16 protein-coding genes are annotated in these 19111 nt (G+C 64.5%); 5 read left to right on the top strand and 11 right to left on the bottom strand.

Going from position 1 to position 19111, the window contains the following annotated elements; all coding sequences use genetic code 11:
* Window positions 1–21: 21 nt before the first annotated feature.
* The 4 genes from JG747_RS15165 to JG747_RS15180 form a co-directional block, all read right to left on the bottom strand.
* Window positions 22–786: a helix-turn-helix domain-containing protein gene (locus JG747_RS15165; protein ID WP_038648259.1), complete on the bottom strand. Its 765-nt coding sequence runs from the start codon at window positions 784–786 to the stop codon at window positions 22–24.
* Between the two features lie 621 nt (window positions 787–1407).
* The gene (locus JG747_RS15170; RefSeq protein WP_202362110.1) at window positions 1408–2007 is read right to left on the bottom strand and encodes an SOS response-associated peptidase; all 600 of its coding nucleotides are present in this window, start codon (window positions 2005–2007) and stop codon (window positions 1408–1410) included.
* A 66-nt stretch (window positions 2008–2073) separates the two neighbouring features.
* Window positions 2074–2433, bottom strand: a complete 360-nt coding sequence (locus JG747_RS15175; protein ID WP_019859542.1) for a low affinity iron permease family protein — start codon at window positions 2431–2433, stop codon at window positions 2074–2076.
* Between the two features lie 142 nt (window positions 2434–2575).
* Window positions 2576–2821 (bottom strand): hypothetical protein, encoded by a 246-nt coding sequence (locus JG747_RS15180; RefSeq protein ID WP_038648254.1) that lies wholly within the window; start codon window positions 2819–2821, stop codon window positions 2576–2578.
* A gap of 270 nt (window positions 2822–3091) precedes the next feature.
* Between JG747_RS15180 and JG747_RS15185 the strand changes: the two genes are divergently transcribed.
* Window positions 3092–3385 (top strand): hypothetical protein, encoded by a 294-nt coding sequence (locus JG747_RS15185; RefSeq protein ID WP_019859540.1) that lies wholly within the window; start codon window positions 3092–3094, stop codon window positions 3383–3385.
* A 202-nt stretch (window positions 3386–3587) separates the two neighbouring features.
* Here the strand turns inward: JG747_RS15185 and katE are convergent, their stop codons facing one another.
* The 3 genes from katE to JG747_RS15200 form a co-directional block, all read right to left on the bottom strand.
* Window positions 3588–5696, bottom strand: coding sequence for a catalase (katE, locus tag JG747_RS15190; RefSeq protein ID WP_202362111.1), 2109 nt, complete (start codon window positions 5694–5696; stop codon window positions 3588–3590).
* A 150-nt stretch (window positions 5697–5846) separates the two neighbouring features.
* Window positions 5847–6062, bottom strand: coding sequence for a CsbD family protein (locus tag JG747_RS15195; RefSeq protein ID WP_019859538.1), 216 nt, complete (start codon window positions 6060–6062; stop codon window positions 5847–5849).
* A gap of 274 nt (window positions 6063–6336) precedes the next feature.
* Window positions 6337–7368 (bottom strand): hydroxyacid dehydrogenase, encoded by a 1032-nt coding sequence (locus JG747_RS15200; protein ID WP_202362112.1) that lies wholly within the window; start codon window positions 7366–7368, stop codon window positions 6337–6339.
* Window positions 7369–7570: 202 nt separating this feature from the next.
* Between JG747_RS15200 and JG747_RS15205 the strand changes: the two genes are divergently transcribed.
* On the top strand, window positions 7571–8626 hold the full coding sequence (locus JG747_RS15205; protein ID WP_202362113.1) for a LacI family DNA-binding transcriptional regulator: 1056 nt from the start codon (window positions 7571–7573) through the stop codon (window positions 8624–8626).
* A gap of 48 nt (window positions 8627–8674) precedes the next feature.
* Entirely contained in the window at window positions 8675–9529 is an 855-nt protein-coding gene (locus JG747_RS15210) for a sugar phosphate isomerase/epimerase family protein (RefSeq protein WP_202362114.1), read from the top strand.
* Between the two features lie 177 nt (window positions 9530–9706).
* On the opposite strand, the gene JG747_RS15215 is transcribed toward JG747_RS15210, so the two are convergent.
* Complete coding sequence (locus tag JG747_RS15215; RefSeq protein ID WP_202362115.1) at window positions 9707–10891, bottom strand: FAD-dependent oxidoreductase; 1185 nt, start codon at window positions 10889–10891, stop codon at window positions 9707–9709.
* Window positions 10892–11004: 113 nt separating this feature from the next.
* A complete protein-coding gene (locus JG747_RS15220) occupies window positions 11005–12528 on the bottom strand; it encodes a glucosamine inositolphosphorylceramide transferase family protein (protein WP_202362116.1) in 1524 nt (507 codons plus the stop codon).
* 328 nt (window positions 12529–12856) lie between these two features.
* Between JG747_RS15220 and JG747_RS15225 the strand changes: the two genes are divergently transcribed.
* On the top strand, window positions 12857–14944 hold the full coding sequence (locus JG747_RS15225) for a GumC family protein (protein WP_202362117.1): 2088 nt from the start codon (window positions 12857–12859) through the stop codon (window positions 14942–14944).
* A 1-nt stretch (window position 14945) separates the two neighbouring features.
* Window positions 14946–16280 carry a VpsF family polysaccharide biosynthesis protein gene (locus tag JG747_RS15230; RefSeq protein ID WP_202362118.1) on the top strand — a complete coding sequence of 445 codons (1335 nt, stop codon included), beginning with the start codon at window positions 14946–14948 and terminating at the stop codon, window positions 16278–16280.
* Between the two features lie 42 nt (window positions 16281–16322).
* Here the strand turns inward: JG747_RS15230 and JG747_RS15235 are convergent, their stop codons facing one another.
* The gene (locus JG747_RS15235) at window positions 16323–17585 is read right to left on the bottom strand and encodes a glycoside hydrolase family 5 protein (protein ID WP_202362119.1); all 1263 of its coding nucleotides are present in this window, start codon (window positions 17583–17585) and stop codon (window positions 16323–16325) included.
* Window positions 17582–18751 carry a DUF1972 domain-containing protein gene (locus JG747_RS15240; protein ID WP_202362120.1) on the bottom strand — a complete coding sequence of 390 codons (1170 nt, stop codon included), beginning with the start codon at window positions 18749–18751 and terminating at the stop codon, window positions 17582–17584. Before JG747_RS15240 ends, JG747_RS15235 begins: the two co-directional genes overlap by 4 nt.
* Window positions 18752–19111 lie beyond the last annotated feature (360 nt).

The following is a 19111-nucleotide window of genomic DNA, read 5'->3' on the forward strand; positions in this document are numbered from 1 at the left end:
CATTTCCCCGGGAAAACCGTTTCACACTTTTGCTGGAATTGCCTGGCCTTCGCGCACAAGGCTGACGACGATCTGGTCGAGGAGCGGGTCGTCGAGGCTGACGGGCCGGCACATCCCCAGCACCTGCCTGAGGCTGATCCTGCCGACTTCCTGGCGCATGATGACCGACACGCAGGCCGGTCCGGAACCGGTCAGGACGAATGCCTTGCCGACCAGAACCGGGTCCGAGAAGGGTGCCCATTGTACGGTTATGACAGACGGCTCCCTGGTCTGGCGGCGGTTGATGCCGGCGAAATAGATCCAGTTCAGGCGGGAGATCGCCACGCCATAATGCCAGCCGGGGACGCGCGCTCCACCCTGTCGATGGCCCTCGGCCCAGCGGGTGACGCGCCGGAAGGTCACCAGTTCGGGCTCGCGCCGCACAAAGGTGACCGACCGCACCAGCAGGTCGGGACGGTCGGGAATCGTGAAGTAGGTGAAGTAGGTGCCGCCGGCGATGGCGGGAGCCGGGCCGCGCATCATGTTCTCGTAAAGCGTCTGGTGGATCGGCAGCAAGGTCGGGTGTGCGGGCGCGGCGGCTTCCGGCGCGCGGTACAGTTCATCCTCGTCGATATGGAAATAGTCGCAGATGATCCTGGCTGTCGCTCGATTGGGCACGCTCTTGCCTTGCAGATAGCGCTCGAACTGGGTGCGGTTCATGTTCAGCCCGCGGCACACGGCGGCCACCGACGCATGGCTGCTGACCAGCCGTCGCAGATTCGCGGCAAGATTCTTGCGAATTGGCACGAAACCGCCCCTCGACAGTCGTCCGAACCATTATTCAAGTAATCGCTTATATTGCGCCAATCTCGCACAACATCGCGGCGCTGCGAATGGGACCTTCGACCAATATGGCGCGGCGCGGGATTATCCTTGTTCAAGCCAGGAACCAATGCGTGCGGCCAGCCGTTGGGTCGCACGGAAGGGACATCCGAAAAATGACTGACGAGCAAGAGAAGCCACCGGCCGCGACGGACGACGTTGTTCGCCGTTTGGTCAACAAAACCGGGATCACCGAAGCGCAGGCCCGCGAGCTTGTCGCCTTTCTTGGGCGGAACAATTGGACATCGCTGTTGCGCGAAGCGCGGATATTGAACCCGAAGCCCTAGAGCCGTTTGAAAGCGGCAAGCCCGAGGTGCCCACCCTGGCCTTCGGCGAAGGCCAGGGTGCTTGGCGGAATCGACCAGGATATTCTGGACTGGATTGTGCGCAAGTAGACTTTGCCGCCCTTGAGAGTGCCCGCGCCGCGTCAGTCGACGTCGATGATTTTTCGTGGGGCTTTGCGGGCCCACGCATCAGACTCCTGATTTATTCTTCTGTCGGCAACATAGCCGCAGGGGAGGGCATCGGTATGATGGTTCCTTGCGGTTACGCACTTTCGGGGCGCACGGTCTCCACCTGAAGCGCTCCAGCCGGAAGTGGACGCAACAGTTCGGCTTCCGGTTTTGTCAGGTTGATCCAGGCCGCCCAATCAGCGGGCTGAAGAACGACAACCTGGCGATTGTGGTAGGGCGCGATATCCGGCCCGGGGTCCGTCGTCAGCATGGTGAAAGTGGGGGGCTTGTTGCCGACGGCTTCACGCCAAAGCCCCGCAATGGCCAGGAACGGGGAGCCGTTGAGCGTAAAGCGATGTTTCGCCTTCGGATATTTCGCGCCGGTGAATTCGAAGAAGCCGGACGCCGGGACGAGACAACGTTTGCTGTTTGCGAATTGCCGGCCTTCGGAGCGGAAGTTGAACACTGGCCCGCCTTTGGGACCGGCCGGCGGAAATCCGAATGTCATCGACGCCAATTCGATAGCGTCGCTGCCGGCGGTGGCGCGCATTATGGGCGCCGGGTCGTTGATGCGAATGTCATCGGCTTGAGGCAGGTCAAGTTCGCTCTGGTGGCTGGGTATTCGAAGCGTCAGGGACTCCATCATCCGGCAATACTCGGCCCATGCCACATGCTGTTCGTAGTCATTGCACATATCCGGCACTCGCTCTCAATGCGCTGGATTCTCGTATAGCGGATTCCTCCGCCGCCGATGAAGTGCTTAGCCGGCCTCGGTTTCAGCGCGGCGAACCAGTGTCCGTGCCGCCTCTTCCTCGAGCTTGCCAAGCTTTGCCTTGATCTCCTTCGGGTCGGCATGTTCGAGACCGACCACGTCGTTCCTGGCGTCGTTGAGCGCGACGATGATCTCGTCGAGCTTGGCGTGGATGGCGGCGGTGTCGCGGTAGCCCTGGATCAGGACGACGCCGGTGATGATGATAGCCGCCACGGACAAGGCATAGGTGACGGCGTTTGTCAGGCCGAAGGGCACCAGGGCAGTGCACACCACCATGGCGACGATGATGACGTAGAAACCCGGCGGGCGAGACAGGAAGTCAGCGCTGGCGAAGAGGAATTTGTTCATGCTTCCCACCGACCCTCCAGATGTTCACCAGGGCCAGAGCAGTTCCAGGAAAATTGTGAACGGCTCGCAGTACGGAATTGCATCACACAGGCACGGGCATGCGTTTCAGGAGAACGACCGCATCCAGGCCACACCGCAATCCTCACTCCCTCGAGGGCTTCGTCTTGCGGGCGTCCTGTTCGCCATTCAGAAGACCAAAATCCGCTGAACGCGTGCCGCTGTTGGCATGCAGGAAGCCATCGGCGGCGAGGCCACGGCGCAGCAACTCACGCACGGCGGCCGCTCGGCTTGGCATGCGCTTGTCGAAACGCCATGTGTCGAGGGCCGCGAATTCTTCCTCGTTCAGCATGACCTGCAGGCGTTCAGGACGCTCGAGATTATCAGCCATCGTGGAGATCCTTCTTCCGGCGATGCCGGCGGTGAGCCGAATGAGTAAGTGACTTATGTGCCTCACAATCTGCCAATGGCCTGTTTGGTTCCGAGGTAGCCAAATACATTTGTTGCATCAGTCCCTCAAAGTGCTCCGGTTACATCACTAGCTCAACATACTAACTAATTGATTTTATTAATACTTTTTTCACAATTGGCTTGCTTTAACGAATCGTGGGGCGCATGGTGAAAGTGAGGGAAAACCCAGTCCGCTGGACAGGAGTTTGCCATGCACAACTACCCGATCGAACTGCGCGACGACCTGAATCGCACGCTGATCAAGACCATCTACGATTTTGGAATCGTCAACGTTCCAGTCCTTGCCGCTCGACTGGCCGGCCGCCATTGCGACCTGTCGCTTGCCGACGCCGAACGGCTGGTGCTGGGCTTCGCCCAGCTCTATTCGGCGCCGATCGAGTTCGACCGCTCAGCCCGCGATTGGCGGTCGAGGGAGCCTGTCGGCGCGGACAATAATGGCCTGCTGCTCGATATCGTCGAAAACGGATTCGGCCGCGCCGCCTGACGCTTGGCCGGCGGGTTTCGGCTGGTTTGGTTGTGCGGGCTGATGCAGGATCCCCGCAACGGTCGGCCGGATTCCATCCGTATCCGTCAGCCCTAATATCCGGTGATGCCCCCCACTGCCGACGCGGGCGGCAATCTCGCCGCCGACTTCACAATCGCTGGACCTGGCTGCGGCGTGTGCGCAGCCAGGTCCAGTTCCGAGTTCAACCCAGCTTCACCTTCGGCTCACGCGCCCAGAAGCGCAGGTCGCCGAGACTGGCAATGAAGCCCGCGACATCCTTGGCGGAAGCCAGCGCAATGACCGCCTCGTCCTCGACAATACCGGCCTTGTCCAGCAGCGGGGTCGCCGCCTCGACGAAGCCGATGAACTTACAGTGCGCGAAGGCGTCGGCGACGAAATCGCGGGCGGTCGATTCCTTCAGCAGTTCGGCCATTGCAGGCTTTGCCGGCAGCAGCGCAATGGCGTCGTAGAGGACAGACGGCGCGCCGGCGATCATCTGTTGCGCGTCGATCCAACTCCCGTCGCTGGCCTTGGCGCCGCCGACCTTCGGCGCGATGATCTCGAACTTGGCGCCGGCCTTGGTCATCCCCTGCTTCAGCGCATTGAGCAGAGCTGCGTCGGTGCCGTCGGTCACCAGCATGCCGAGCTTGCGGCCCTCGAAGCGACCGGGGCCGTTCTTGAGGATGCTGAGCTTGTCCGACGCGGCAAGGTCGGTGCGCGTCGGCACCGCCGCATCGGCGGGCTTCGGCATCGCCTTCAGGCCGAGCGCATCCGCCACCTTGCGAGCCAACGCATCATCGATATTGAGAAGGTGGGACACGATGCGCTCGCGGATGACCGGGGTCTGCACCTTGCTCAGTTCGAAGGTCAGCGCCGAGGCGATGTGGCCTTGTTCAACGGGGTGCTGGCTGATGTAGAATTGGCGTGCCTGGCTGTAGTGATCGGCAAAGCTTTCGGAGCGCAAACGGGCCTTCGGCCCAGCTTCGGCTTCGGCAAAGGAACGGAAGCCCTTTTGCGGGGATTCGCGCGGGCCTTCATCCCATGAATTGGGCTGGTAGTTGGCCCGGCCGACCGGGTTGCGCATCGCCATATGTCCGTCCTGCTGGAAAGTGTGGAAGGGGCATTTCGGCGCGTTGATCGGGATGTGGGTGAAGTTGGTGCTACCCAGCCGTTTGATCTGCGTATCGAGATAGGAAAAATTGCGGCCCTGCAGCAGCGGGTCGTTGGAGAAGTCGACGCCGGGCGGCACGTTCTGCGTCATGAACGCCACCTGCTCGGTCTCGGCGAAGAAATTGTCGGGCATGCGATCGAGCACCAGGCGGCCGACCGCGATCGGCGGCAGCACCTCCTCGGGAATGATTTTGGTCGGATCGAGGATGTCGAAGTCGAAACTGTCGGCGAAGGCCTGGTCGAAAAGCTGCAACTGCAGTTCCCATTCCGGGAAATTCCCGGCGTGGATCGCGTCCCAGAGGTCGCGGCGATGGAAGTCGGGGTCCGCGCCGTTGATCTTGACCGCCTCGTTCCAGGCGACCGACTGGAGGCCGAGCTTCGGCTTCCAGAGGAATTTGACGAAGGTTGATTCATCCTTGGCGTTGAGCAGCCGGAACGTGTGAACGCCGAACCCTTCCATGAAGCGCAACGAGCGCGGGATGGCCCGGTCCGACATTGCCCACATGATCATGTGCATGCTTTCCGGCGTGAGCGAGATGAAATCCCAGAAATTGTCGTGCGCGGTCTGTGCCTGTGGGAAATCGCTGTTGGGCTCGGCCTTCGCGGCATGGATCAGGTCGGGAAACTTGATCGCATCCTGGATGAAGAATACCGGCATGTTGTTGCCGACAATGTCCCAATTGCCTTCCTGCGTGTAGAGTTTTACGGCGAAGCCGCGCACGTCGCGGGCAAGATCGGCGGAGCCCTTGTTGCCGGCAACGGTGGAGAAGCGCACGAAGGCCGGTGTCTTTTCGCCGGCGCGCTGGAAGATGTCGGCGCGGGTGTATTTAGCCAGCGATTCGTACGTCTCGAAATAGCCGTGGGCGCCATAGCCGCGCGCATGGACGACGCGTTCGGGAATGCGCTCGTGATCGAAATGGAAGATCTTTTCGCGGAAGTGGAAATCCTCAAGCACGGTTGGCCCACGGGCACCGATCCTCAGCGAGTTCTGGTCGTCGGAGACAGGGCCGCCCTGTGCGGTCGTCAGCACCTCTGCCGAACCGGAAGCGGTCTGGTGCAGTTCGCCGCCTTCGCCGCGCTGCAGTTTCTGATCGTGGATGGTCGCGGCCGTCCCGGCCGCTTTGGATGCTTGCTTCGCCATGACTGAAAATCCCTGGGGTCAACGCGCGGGCTGCGCTGGTTCCTCAATCTCTGGAATGGCAATGCGTTCCCGGCTGATTTCAAATCCGCAAAGAAGAAAGCCGCCGGTTCGAACGGCGGCCTCCAATTGTCTCTAGAAAGCGAAGAACCCTCAGAGGTTCTTGTTGATTGCGGCCGCGGTCTTGTTGGTCGCGTCCTTGACGGCCGACTTGGCGTCGCCGACGGCTTTCTGGACCTTGCCCTTGGCCTCCTGTGCGGCGCCTTCGGCGCGCAGGCGGTCATTGCCGACGGCCTTGCCGACGCCTTCCTTGGCCTTGCCTACGGCCTGATTGGCGAGACCAGAGGCCTTGTCACTTGTGCTTCCCATGGAATGTTCCTTTTTGCGAATTGTCTGCCTGACCGGCGGGGACCAACGTCGCGTTGTCAGGAAGGTTCCTCATGCCATGAAGAGCGCGGCAAAACGAAAAGGCCCGCCACCGACGCGAATCGTGACGGGCCTTCTGGAGTCGGTCGGGCGTCCCACCGCCCGGCCTTTTACAGAACCTGTCAGCGGGGTGATCGTTCCATCACGACGTGAAGCCCGCCGGCTTCCGGGCTTTCGCAAGATCTCGCAGGACGATGGAAATGCGGTGCCTCGCCCGTCAGTTCCGATCCACCGGCTTCGATCGCATGCGCGAGACCGTCTCGCGCTCGGCGCGCTTGGAGCGCAGCGGCGGCAGGCCGCGGTCGATCAGGTCCATGTCCTCCAGCACCATGTCGCCCATGCGCTTGAAAGCGATGTCGAGCGCGCCGGCGCGGTGGGCCGAGCGCAGGAAGCCGGGCAGGGTGCGAACCGGATGATCCAGTGCCGGCGGCTCTTCCGGGAAGACATCACTGGCGGCGACGATGTGGCCGCTCTTCACCGCCGCCATCAGTGCGGGGAAATCGACGACGCCGGCGCGGCTGAGCAGGATGAAGGCGGCGCCCCTCCGCATGCTGGCGAAGGCCTCCGCACCGAGAAAACCCTGGTTCTCGGAGGTCACCGAGGCGACGACGAAGACGAAGTCGCTCGAGGTCAGCACCTCGTCCAGCGAGGCGGGCTCGACGCCATTGTCGATCAGGATCGATGGCGGCAGCCAGGGATCGAAGACTTTGGTGTTGACGCGGAAACCCGTCAGCAGCCGGTTCAGCGCGCGGCCGAGATCGCCGAAGCCGATGATGCCGACATCGGCGCCCGACAGCAGCCGCGCCGTCTGGTTGCCGTCGCCGCCCCACAGCTCTTCGCCCTTGCGGAAGGCGAGGTCGGCATCGACGATGTCGCGGGCAAGGTTCAGCGCCATGGCAAGGCCAAGCTCGGCCACCGGCTCGGCGAACACCAGACCGGTGGTGACGATATGGATGCCGCGCGCGAACAGCGTCTCGTAAGGCATGTTGTTGAGGAGGTTGGACTCGACATTGAAGACGCAGCGCAGCGCCGTCATCCGACCCAGCGTCTCCGACGAGATCGGCGGCTGGCCGACAATATAGCGGGCCTGCGCCAGCACATTGGCCGGCAGTTCGGTGACACCGTCGGCCGTGGTCTCGACGATGCGGTATTTCGCCCGGAAGCGCGCCAGCTGCGGCGGCGTGAAGATCAGTTCCAGCGAGCGCGGTTCCGGCGCGCTGATCACCAGCGGCAAATCGTTGTTTGGCACGATGATTCCTCCCGACGCGGTCGACGCCGCGCATTTTTGCTTTGCCCATGTCGTTGCCCCCAAAACCGTTTACATCTTTGGGCGACATGTGGCTCCGCAGCTAAAATACCGCCGATGAAACGATTTACAACTGCGAAAAATCGATTTACTCGTTTCTCATGCGGACAGAAATGCCTCTGTCCGCGCCTCGGGAGGAGGAGCAATGGCGCACAGGCAAGACCAGCAGCGGCGTGCGTCGATCCACGACGTGGCCAGCCGTGCCGGCGTGTCGGCGGCCACCGTCTCAAAGGTCATGGCCGGCGTCGCCACCGTGAAGCCCGAGAATGCGCAGCGCGTCTTTGACGCCATCGAACAGCTCGGTTACCGCGTCGATCCGCTGGCTTCCGACATGCGCCGGGCCAAGCGCCGCATCATCGGCGCCATCATGCCGGAATTCGAAAGCGAGTTCTTCGGCCAGATGGTCACCCAGCTCGAAAGCCTGGCCGAGCAGCGCGGCTATACGCTGGTGGCGGCGTCGAGCCGCGAATCCGAAGCCCGCGAAACGGAAATCCTCGCCCGTATGCATGACTGGCGGGTCGCCGGCGTGGTGCTGGCGCCGGTGCGCAACGAGCATGGCCCGGCGGCCGCCTTCATGAAGGCCAACGGCATGACCGGCGTGCTGATCGACCGCGTGCTGTCCGACGACGCCTTCGACACGGTGTCGGCCGACAGTGCGGCGGCCAGCGCCGAAGTGGCGCGTGAACTGATCGGCAAGGGTCATCGTCACATCCTTGTCGTCGGCCTTGGAGAGCAGGCGGCGACGGTGCGCACCCGTCTCGATGGGTTTCGCACCACCGCGCTGAACCTGGCGCCGGATGTGCGCATCGATGTCGTGCTTGCCGAAAGCGATGTCGAACCGCTCAGGGCACAGCTGCGTGATTACTTTGCAGAAGGCGAGCGCCCGACGGCGGTCTATTCGCTGTTCCTCAAGGGCACGCTGGTGGCGCTGTCGGAGTTCCGGCGGCGCGGCTGGCACTGCCCCAACGACATTTCGCTGGTCGGCTTCGACGACGCCGAATGGATGCAGGTGACATGGCCGGCCATCGCCGCCGTGGTGCAGCCGGTGCGCCAGATCGCCGGCCACGCCATGGAGGCGCTGTTTGCCCGGATTGAAGGCGAGGAGGGGCCGCCGACGGCACGTCTCGAACCTTGCAAGGTTTTGATGCGGGAATCCGTTGGCTCGCCAGGCAACGGCCCGCATTCCGCAAACCCGCAATAGAAGCTTCGGCGACAACAGCATCGCGACCGCGCGATCACAGAGGCTGAGATGAACACTTTTGGACTGCACACTTTCGCCATCGCCCCGGTCTGGGACCTCGACCTGATCGAGCCGCAGATGGACCGGCTGAAGGGGTTGGGCATCGGCCTGCTCGAAATCCCGCTGCTGCGACCGGAAGAGATCGACACCAGGCGCACGCGCGCTTTTGCAGAACGCTGGAATGTCGAGCTTATCCCGTCGCTTGGCCTGCCGGCTTCACTCGATGTTGGCGCGCGGCCGGACGAGGCGCTGGCCTTTCTCGAGCCGGCCTTCGGCGTCTGCGAGGCTGTCGGCAGCAACGCGCTGGGCGGCGTCACCTATGGCACCATCGGCAAGACGTCGGGACGCGCGCCAACCGAAGACGAGATCGACGGCATGTGCCGCTTCCTGATGCGCGCGGCCAAGGCCGCCAAGGCGCATGGGCTGAAGCTCGGCATCGAGCCCTGCAACCGCTACGAGACGCATCTGATCAACCGCGGCATCGATGCGACGCGGATCATCGAACGCGTTGGCGCCGACAACATCTTCATCCATCTCGACACCTATCACATGCATATCGAGGAGGAGAGTTTCGAGGCCGGCTTCAAGGCGGCGGCGCCCTATCTCGGCTATGTCCACGTCTCGGAAGCCAATCGCGGCGTGCCAGGACGCGGCATGCTCGACTGGGCGGCCTGCATGAAGGCGATCGCTGACATCGGCTACACCGGCGCCATCACGCTCGAAAGCATGAACCATGTCGACGCCGACATCGCCGGCGGGCTCGCCGTCTGGCGCCCGGTGGCGGAGAACCCGGACGATGTCATCGGTGCCGGCCTGCCGTTCCTGCGCGAGGCGGCGAGGAAGGCGGGGCTGCAATTGGCGTGAGGGTTTCCTCGGATTATGTGGCCCGCCGCGCTGGGCGGCGGATGTAAGCAATAACATCAAAGCGTTAGCGCGTTGCTCTCAGCCCACAAACCTGGGCCTGGCGCGCTTCCCGTCTCCGCGGGAAGGGAGAAGGGAACACGCCTCGGCCTTGGATGGCGGGAGAAAGTGGGAGGACCCTCACGCCATTCCGGGCTCCCGGCGCGGTCCCAAATGGCGCATCTTGCGGCCGATGATCATCAGCTGACGCGCCGTGTTGTTGCGCAGGCGCCGCACGCGCCATTCCAGTCCGGTTTCGGTGGTGATCTGCTTGGCGTAGAAGCTCACTCGCATGCCTGCCTTATCGGAGGCCACCTTGACCGGGTCGTCATAGAAAGCGCCGATCTTGTCAGCCGCCATGCCTGGTGTTTCCAGCCAGCGCGGAATGTGAACGGAATGGAGCTGATCGACATCGACCATGACCCGCCCGATGCCGACGCCCGGCGTTGGGCATGTCGTGTTGAATGCGTCGCCGATGAAGACGACGCCGTCGCGGCGATGGCCTTGTGTCGTGGTCAGATTGACCTGCCTGACCTCGACCGGGCTCGCCACCTCGAAGTTGCCGCACTGCGCCGCGATCTCGGGCATCAGTTCGCGAAGCATCTTCTGCGGATCGGCGCGGAAGTCCCGCGTCCATTGTTCGGCGACGGTGCGATAGACGAACATGTTCGCGCGCATCTTGTCACCGATGGGAAAGACGGTGAGATAGGCGACACGGTCTGAGGCTCTCTTGCCGTAGCAGGTGACGGCCCCAAAGGCGCAGTCACGCCGCGCAAGAGCGAGGTCGAATCCCATCGACAGCGAATGCGCCTTCGACAATTCGACGCGCTCGACGCCGATGGCGCGCCGCACCAATTCGCTGTAGCCGGTGGCCACCACCAGCAGGCGGGCATCGATGACGGCGCCGTTGGCCAGCACAAGCCGCTGCCGGTCAGGTCCGGTCGAGACTTCGGCCACCTTGCCGATCGTGATCGGCACTTGCGGCGGCAAGGCATCGCGCAGGCCGTTGATCAGCGCACCATAGGAAAATGCGTACTCCCACTTCTTTTCACGGGCGAAGAATTGACCGAGGCGGAAGACATCAACGTCGGTAAACGGGGTGACGAGCGGCATGACCATCTTGTCGAGGCCGAGCTTCTGGAACAGCTGCATTTGATCCGCACCGATCTTCTCGGCCCGGAATTCGTCGTGATGAACGCGGTGCGGATCGATCAGCGCCACCTTGCGGCCGGCGTTTCCCAACAGCGTTGCCAGGGTGGTGCCGGCCATTCCGGCGCCGACGATCGCTACGTCGACTTCGGTCGGGCCAGCCGCTGCGGTGGTCATGTCTTTGCCTTTCTGCTGGTCATCTTGCGCCTGCCACAATCTGCAGTGGAAATATCTTCCGGCCCCATATCAACCTCAAGCAACCAGCGCGGGTGGCTGGTAGTAACGATTGTTTACGTTAACGACGAACGCTTCTGTTTCCAGCGCGGCGCGATCGCCGAGCCATCGATGAATTCCAGGCCGCCCGCCTCGTTGAGCGTGTGCAGCTTGCGCCCATTCCATAGCGCCCCAGGAGTTAAGATGGTCTCGACGACTTGCTCCATGCCGTTCAAATCAAGGTGAGCGACGCGTGCGATGCCAAGGGCGGCGCCATAACTCCTGCGGCAATCCTGCACCGGGCGCAGCAATTGGCCGTTGCGCTCAACCATGCGGCCGGCCGGTCGCGCCGAGGCGATGTCGACCAGCACGGGGTTCTTGGGATGCGGTGTCCAGGGGCCGCGGAAGTCGGGCGCCGACCAAAGATGCAGCGCATCGGAGAAGGCGCCGCCGCCGTCCCTGACAGTGGCGAACAGCCACCAGCGCCCGCCATGCTCGACCAGAGTGGCGTCGCTGGCGACGATGTCGGACAAGAGCGTGGCTTCCTTGACCCATCCGCCGGGGAAGGCGGTGGCGCGATAGAGATCGACTGTGCGGTTGGCGCAGCTTTCCGGCACCATCCAGACCTCGCCGTCGCGCTCGAAGACGAAGGGGTAGGAGAGGTGGTAGGGCAGGTCGAGCACAGGCTCGGGGCGGCCGATCGGCCCCGACGGGCCGAACGGCACGGCGGAGATGATGGCCCGGCCCAGCCGGTGGATATAATCCTCGACGAACAGGGTCACTTGTCCCCGGTACAGGATCGGGAACGGATCGGCGTAGAAGCGGCTGCCGTCGTCGGGCAGCACCTGCCAGCCGGCTGCCGGATGGACGCGCAGGTCGAACAGATCCTGCCCCTTGGTCTCGCGCCAGCCGACCTTCCAGTGCGGGGCATTGTAGCAGAGATGGTAGATCTTCTGGACGATGCCCCGCGCCAGCGCCTTGCCTGCCCTGATGCCGAGTTTGGTGGGCGAGGGTATCTGCGGCGGGGCACCGGCTTGCGCCGGTTCGGGCAGCACCGGCAGGGCGGCCCGCGCCGCGCCATTCACTGCCGAGGGGGGCATTGCCGCGAGGATGAGGCTTGCGGTGCGCGCGAGCATGTCCTGGAAGGAGGCCAGCGCGATGCCGCCATATTCGGTGCCCAGGCGCCCTTCGGCAACGGTGGCGCCGCTCTCCTCGACGCGGGCAATCGGGGTGCGGCCGTCCAGGATCAGCGCCAGCAAGGCTGCTTCGCCGGCGGCGCCGTCATAGGTGACGCGCCAGACCCGCGTTCCTTCCAGCCTCACATCGCCGCAGAGGTCGATCACCAGATCGGGAGAGGCGGGCGGCTGCGTCCGATAAGGCGCCAGCGCCGACAGCGGCAGGCGCTTGGCCAGTCCGTCCGCCGGCAAGCCATGGATGGCTGTCTCAAGCTGGAAAAGCGCGGCAGCGCTGCCCGGAATGCCGCCCCCGGCCGGCCTGGCATCGACCGACATCTCGACCTGCGCCAGTGCCGCCAGGCGCTGCAGCAGCAGCAGGTGAAAAGCACGGACGCATTCGCTGTCCAGGCGCAGGCTCACTTGCATGTCGCACCCCTAGCATCTTGATCGGTGTCTGGCCGGTGTTCGAAAATGGGGCAGGAGAGATGGCCGCACGGATGGTCTGGACTGATCTGCTGCCCCATTTCCATCCGTCTCCTGTTCACCAGCGCCGTGTCGACATGCACGTGCCTTTATGAGGCAAACTCCGTGCCAAAAATCAGAAGAGCTCTCAACATAATTAACAGTGTTTTAACAGTTGGAGGAATAGCTAGGTCGAAGCTGCAATTTACACTTGCAGGCACACGGAGTGTTGTCGGAGCGACCTTTGCAATCATCCCTGCTCTCGTTGCCGCAACAACCCGCTTCGGAGGCGATGCAATATGCCGCCCCGGAGCCAGTGCCGACGGCGTCCTATGCATCCTCGACCGTCGAGCTGGGTGACCTGAAGCGCATATTGGTGCGCCGCCGTTTCCTGATCTTGTTGACCGCCGCGCTGCTGACCCTCGGGGCGCTGGCCTATGGCTTGCTGACGCCGGCGCTCTACAGCTCGGTGGCGGAAATCCTCATCGATCCGCAAGACCTGCAGGTGGTCACCAACGACGTCAATCCGAGCCGCGTTCCGCCCGATGGCGGCATCACCATGGTGGAAAGCCAGGTCAGCGTCGTCCAGTCGACAGGTGTCCTGCTCAAGGCCATCGAGGCGACCAAGCTGACCGAGGATCCGGAATTCAACGGGCAGGGCGGGTTGGTGAGCCGTCTGCTCGGCGGCTTGCTCGGCTCGGGGTCGGCCGAAACCGACAGGACGGGCAAGACGCTCGATGCGCTGCGCCGCCGGCTGGCGGTTAAGCGGGCAGACAAGGTGCTGGTGCTCGACGTGATCGTCACCGCCAAGAGCGCCGACAAAGCGGCGAAGCTCGCCAACGCCATCGCCCAGGCCTATCTGGCCGATCAGGCGAGCGCGCGCGCCAAGATGGCCACGGACGCTTCCGATTCCATCACCGCGCGGCTGGAGGAGCAGCGCAAGCGCGTGCAGCAGGCCGAGAACGCCGTCGAGGCCTACAAATCCGCCCACAACATGGTGATGGCGGCGGGCAATCTGGTCAGCGACCAGGAACTGACCGAGATCAACACGCAGCTTTCGGCGGCGCAGAGCCGCACCGCGGCGCTGAAGGCGCAGGTCGACCAGCTGCGCCGCTCCGGCGGCGCGCCGGACGCCACCTCGGAAGCGATGCGCTCGTCGGTCATCTCCAGCCTGCGGGCGCAGGAGGCGACGCTTGTCGACCAGGTCTCGCAGCTTGGCACGGAGCTTGGGCCGCGCCACCCCTCGATGATCGCCGCACAGCAGCAGCTGCGCGACACGCGCGCCCTCATCGCGCGCGAACTCGGACGCATCGCCGCCGCCGCCGAAACCGACTACGAGCGGGCGCTGGCAAACCAGCAGGCGCTGGAGGCCAAGGTTGCCGGCATGAAGAGCAAGTCGCTCGACACCGACCAGGCCTCGGTCAAGCTGCGCGAATTGCAGCGCGACCTCGAGGCGGTGCGCTCGGTCTACGCCACCTATCTGCAGCGAGCGCAGGAAACGCGCGAGCAAATCAATGTCGACAGCACCAATGCGCGCATCATCTCCAATGCGATGCCTGCCCTGAACAAGAGCTGGCCGCCTTTGCCGCTGCTGGTTTTCGGCGCCCTCTTCGGCGGGCTGGGACTGGGCACCGCGCTGGCGCTGATCGCGGAATATTCCTCGCCGACCGTGCTTTCCAGCGCGCAGATGCAATCGGCCATCGACGCGCCGGTGTTTGGCGTGCTGCCGGCAAAGGCAGGCAGTGGCCGCCGCTGGTGGCCTTTCAGCGGCGCCGCCGCCGCGGCCGGGCAGAAGACGGATGCGGTCGCGGGCCTGGCGCTGAGGCGGCTGTTCGCCTCCAGCCGGCGTCCGCCGAACTGGCCGCTGGTGCCGTCCATCCTGCTGACGTCGCCGCCGGAAGACGCCGCGCATCGGGGCCGGGTGGCGCGCCTGCTCGCCAATGCCGCGGCCGCCAGGGGCAGCCGCGTCCTGTTCATCGACACCAATGCCGTCAGCGGCAAGAAGGAGCCGCAGCCCGGCCTGCTCGACGTGCTGCGCGGCGAATATGCCTTCGAGGCGGTGAGCCAGCACACCGCCGGCAGCAATGTCGCGGTGCTGGGTAGGGGCCGGCAAAAGGCCGTCTTCTCCGAGGCGCAGGGCGTCTACTTCACGCAGCACATGCTGGCCCAGGCCGGCCGCAACTTCGACCTCGTCGTCGTCGACGGCGGCGCGCTGGCAGACAATCTCAATGCCTCGCCGCTGGTCGCCATGGTCGACGAGATCGTGATGGTCGCGACGCTGAACTCGACGCCGATGCGCGACGTCACGGCGGCCTCGCAGGCCATTTCCGTCATGGGGCGGCTGCCGACCGGCGCCTTGCTGGTCGACGAGGCGGCCTGACGTGGCCGCGACCGGGACCGACACCCGGACAGCCAACCCGGCGGCCGGCTGGGCCGGTTCCGGTCAAGTCCGCGCCGGCGATTCCGTCGACTGGATCACGCGCTTCGGCCTGGTCGCGACGGTGGCGCTGCTGTTCGCCATCTCCGGCGGCATGCTGTGGCTGGTGGGCTACAATTACGACGGCCTGACCGGCAACCCGGCGACCAAGATCCATCCGTCGACCTATCTGCTCGTATTGGTGTTTGCCTGGCGCGCCTGCACCTTCGGCAACCCGGTCGGCTATATGGTGGCCGTCGCCGACCGGCGGCCGGCCAGCACGCTGATGGCGGTCATCTCGATCGTGCTCTTGGTGGTCGTCGTCGCCAGGCAGCGTCCCGGCATGGCCGGCATGGTCGACACGTTCGTGGCGCCGGCGCTGCTGGTTATGATGCTGGCCGAGGACGACGAGAAGACATTCGCCCGGATGCAGACCGTCGTTCACGCCATCATGACCGTGAACGCGCTGCTCGCTCTGTTCGAGTTCGCCACCAAGACGCTGCTCTTTCCCTATCGCCTCGACGGCGAGGCGTTCATGAGCGACCTGCGCTCGACGGCGCTTCAGGGCCATCCGCTGTCCAACGCCACGGTCACCTCGATCTATGTGCTGGCGCTGCTCTCCGGTTCGAGATCCCTGTCGATGCCGGTGCGGCTCGGATTGATCGGCCTGCAATGCGCGGCCCTCGTCGCCTTTGGCGGCCGCTCCGCGATGGTGCTGACGATCGTGCTCGGCGGCTGCTACCTGCTCATCCAGGGGCTGCGCGGCTTGCGCACGGGGCGCGTCAACCTGCTCGGCGCGGCGCTCGGCCTGATCCTTGCCGCGCTGGTGCCGGTCGTCATCGCCGTCGCGGCGGCATACGGCTTCTTCGATGCGCTGCTCGAGCGCTTCGTGTCGGACTCCGGCAGCGCCAATGCCCGCGTCGAGATGTTCGAACTGTTCAAACATTTCGAACTGCGCGACCTGATCGTGGGGCCTGACATCGACCTCATCGAGAGCCTGCGCCGCATCAGCGGCCTCGAGCAAGGCATCGAGAACCCGATCATCCGCATGGTCCTCTACCAGGGCGCCTTCTTCACCTTGCTGCTGTTCGTCGGCTTCGCGCTGTTCATGCACGAAGTCGCGCGCCGCTGCCATGCCGGCATCTGGCTGCTGATGTTGGGCTGGCTGATCCTGCTCAACACCTCCGAAAGCCTGGCGTCGAAGACGACGCTGATGACCAAATTCGTGGTGATCGCGCTGGTGCTTTATAGGCCGGCAAGGGGTGTGATGGGGCAGAGGGTGCAAGCCGGGCGAAGGTAGCGCCGTAGAACGCGACGATTGCCTGTGTGGAACGGTGGGTGCCTATCCCGGCATCACCAACCCAAGCGCCTCGACCATCGCCGGATCCAGCGCGCGCGTGGTGTCGTCCATCATGCCCATGCCGTCGAAGAGGTCCCAGAAGGCCCAGGGGAAGCCGGCCGCCTCGGCGCTCTGGCGGACATCGGAAATGTAGCGGGCGCGGTCGGGGTTGGGGGCGGCGGTGTAACGGGCGTCGGTGCGCAGCGCGCCGAATTCGCCCATGATGACACGCTCCGGGGCAATGCCGTTTCTGTCGGCCCAGTCGCGCGCCTGGCTGAGATATTTGTCGATGAACCAGCGGTCTGGCCGGGCGTCGAAATAGACTTTCAGCACGCGCTCGGTTTCGGCATAGGCGGCCTGCTTGTCCGCTTCCGAGGTCTCGGTATCCTGCGCCATGCGCGTTCTGACCGAGGCGAGCGTCGCGTCGAGCGAGCCGGCGGAGGCCGGCCACGGCACATTGTTCAGCGAGCGGTAGACCGGCTCGCGCATCCAGGGCGCGCCCTGATGGCTGAACAGATAGGGCTCGTAAAAGTGGAAGGTGAACAGGATCGGCTCGAAGGATGCCAGCGGCGCCGGATCGAGTGCCGCCAGCCCGCTCACCATCGAGCCGCAGCCGCCGGTGACGACCAGCGGCAAGGTCCGGGCTGACGCCCTGGCCGCCGTCAGCAGGGACGCCTGGACCTGCGACCAGACGTTGGAGTCACAGGATTGCGCCGGTTCGTTGACCGGCTCCAGCGCCACCATGCCTGGCGTGAACCGCGCCAGCCTGCCGGCAAGCTCGCCGACCAGCGCCCGGTACAGGTCGAAGGCCGGAGCCTCGGTGCTGGAGACCATGCGATCGGGGTTCCAGTAATGCGTGGCGCCATTGGCCTGGACGTTGACGATGATGCCGAGACCGGCGTCGAGCGTGGCGCCTACGGCGGCGTCCAGCATGTCCAGCAGCTTGCCGCGCGTGGCGGTGTCGGCGGCCAGGAACGGGCCGGGATCGACGGGCAGGCGGATGAAATCGAGCCCGGTGGCGCGCAGCCGACGGAGGTCGTCCGGGGTCGGCACCGGCCGCTGCGACTGGAAGGGCGGCCAGTCATAGTCGGTGCGCGGTGCGGGAAATTCGCGTGTCAGCGCGAACCAGGGCCAGGCGTTGACGCCACGGCGGAAACGCCATTCACCACTGGCCGCTCGCGCGGACGAAAGCGGCGCCAGCGCGGCAGGCACCAGCGCCGTCGACAGCGCGGTGGTGAGAAGCCGCCGGCGCGACCAGCCCGTCATACCGCGCCGGGCGAGGGGCGGTCGATCGCGGCCGTTCGGGCTGACGTGACGCCGAGAAGCCGGTAGGCTTCATTCTCATAGGCCAGCAGCACGTCCTCCCAGCGGAAGGCTTCGCGGGCGCGTGTCCTGGCGGCCTCACCGCAGGCCTTGACCAGCGCGTCGTCCTCCATCGCCTGCTGCATCCGCTCGGCGCAGCTTTGCGTGTCGGTGAAATAGATGGCGGCGGCTCCGGCGACCCATTTGTTGTAGGGATTGTCGTGCGCGATCACCATGTTGCCGGCGGCCAGCGCCTCGACCAGCGACGGGTTGGTGCCGCCGACCGTGTGGCCATGCATGTACGCGCGCGCATGGTACCGCAGCGCCTTTACCGCCGCCTGGTCGTAGATGGCGCCGGGCAGGACCACCGAGGCGTTCGCTGCCTTGCGGACCGCGGCATGATAGGGGATCTGGTCGGACAGCGTGCCCAGCACCACCAGCTTCATGTCGCGCTTGCGGCTGCAGAAGGCTTCGACGATCGGCAGGATGCTGTTGTCGGGCTCGATGCGCGCGATCGAGATCAGGTATTTTCCGGGCTCGAGGCCGAGCGCGCGCACCGGCGCTTCGGGTGCCGATGTCACCGGATCGGCGCCATAGGCGATGGTGGAAATGGCGCTGCGCGGCCGGCGCGTCGCCAGGTGATCGGCAATGACCGGATGATCGGCGACCAGCCGGTGCGAAGCCCAGGCGCCGATCCACTCATTGAGCCAGAACCAGGTGCGCGCCGCGCGCCCCCATTTGGGGCGGCGCCACTCGATACCGTCCATATTGGTGATGACCTTGCGCCGCATCAGCCTGAGCCAGGTCAGGAAGACCGCGCCATTGTAGCCGAGCACCAGGCAGACGCCGGGCCGGCGCGCAGCGTCTAGCACGCATTGCCAGTCGAATTCCAGCGTCGCGCGCGGGCCTTTCGAGGCGACCTGGACGTGGATGAGGTCGATGCCGCGCCAGCTGTCGAGGCGCACCCTCTGGTCGACCCGCTCGACCTCTTCCTGGCAGTAGACGCCGACCTTCCAGCCGCGTGCGACCATAAAAAGCGCCAGTCTCTCGGCGAAGGTCTCGAAGCCGCCATGGGCCGCGGGGATGCCGCGCGTTCCCAGGATCAGGATGGAAGGCTGTTCCGGTTTCATGGCTGCTGGCGCTTTCAAATCCGTCCGACCCGCTGTGGAAGGCTGTCCCGTCTCGGCCTTGCAATAAGCCTGCCAGGCCCGATTCCAGCCATTGTCGCATTCGGGTTGTAAAATATTTGTTCCAGCCGCCGGAGTTGTTTCACTATCGGTCAACTTTCCGAACGTATGTGTACCGAAACGAGGCGATGCCGGGGCCAGTCGGCCCGCGAATGGATATAAATGGATATATTAGCCCGGCATGAACCTTGCTGATGGACTTCTGCGCGCCGGAATCGGCGGAAGGCGTGCAGCGTTGGTGTGGTGAACCGGATCCAGATCCGTTTCGTGACCACACTGAAAACCAGTGAAGTCCAAAGGGGT

The organism is Mesorhizobium sp. 131-3-5, from assembly GCF_016756575.1.
Lineage (GTDB): Bacteria > Pseudomonadota > Alphaproteobacteria > Rhizobiales > Rhizobiaceae > Mesorhizobium > Mesorhizobium jarvisii.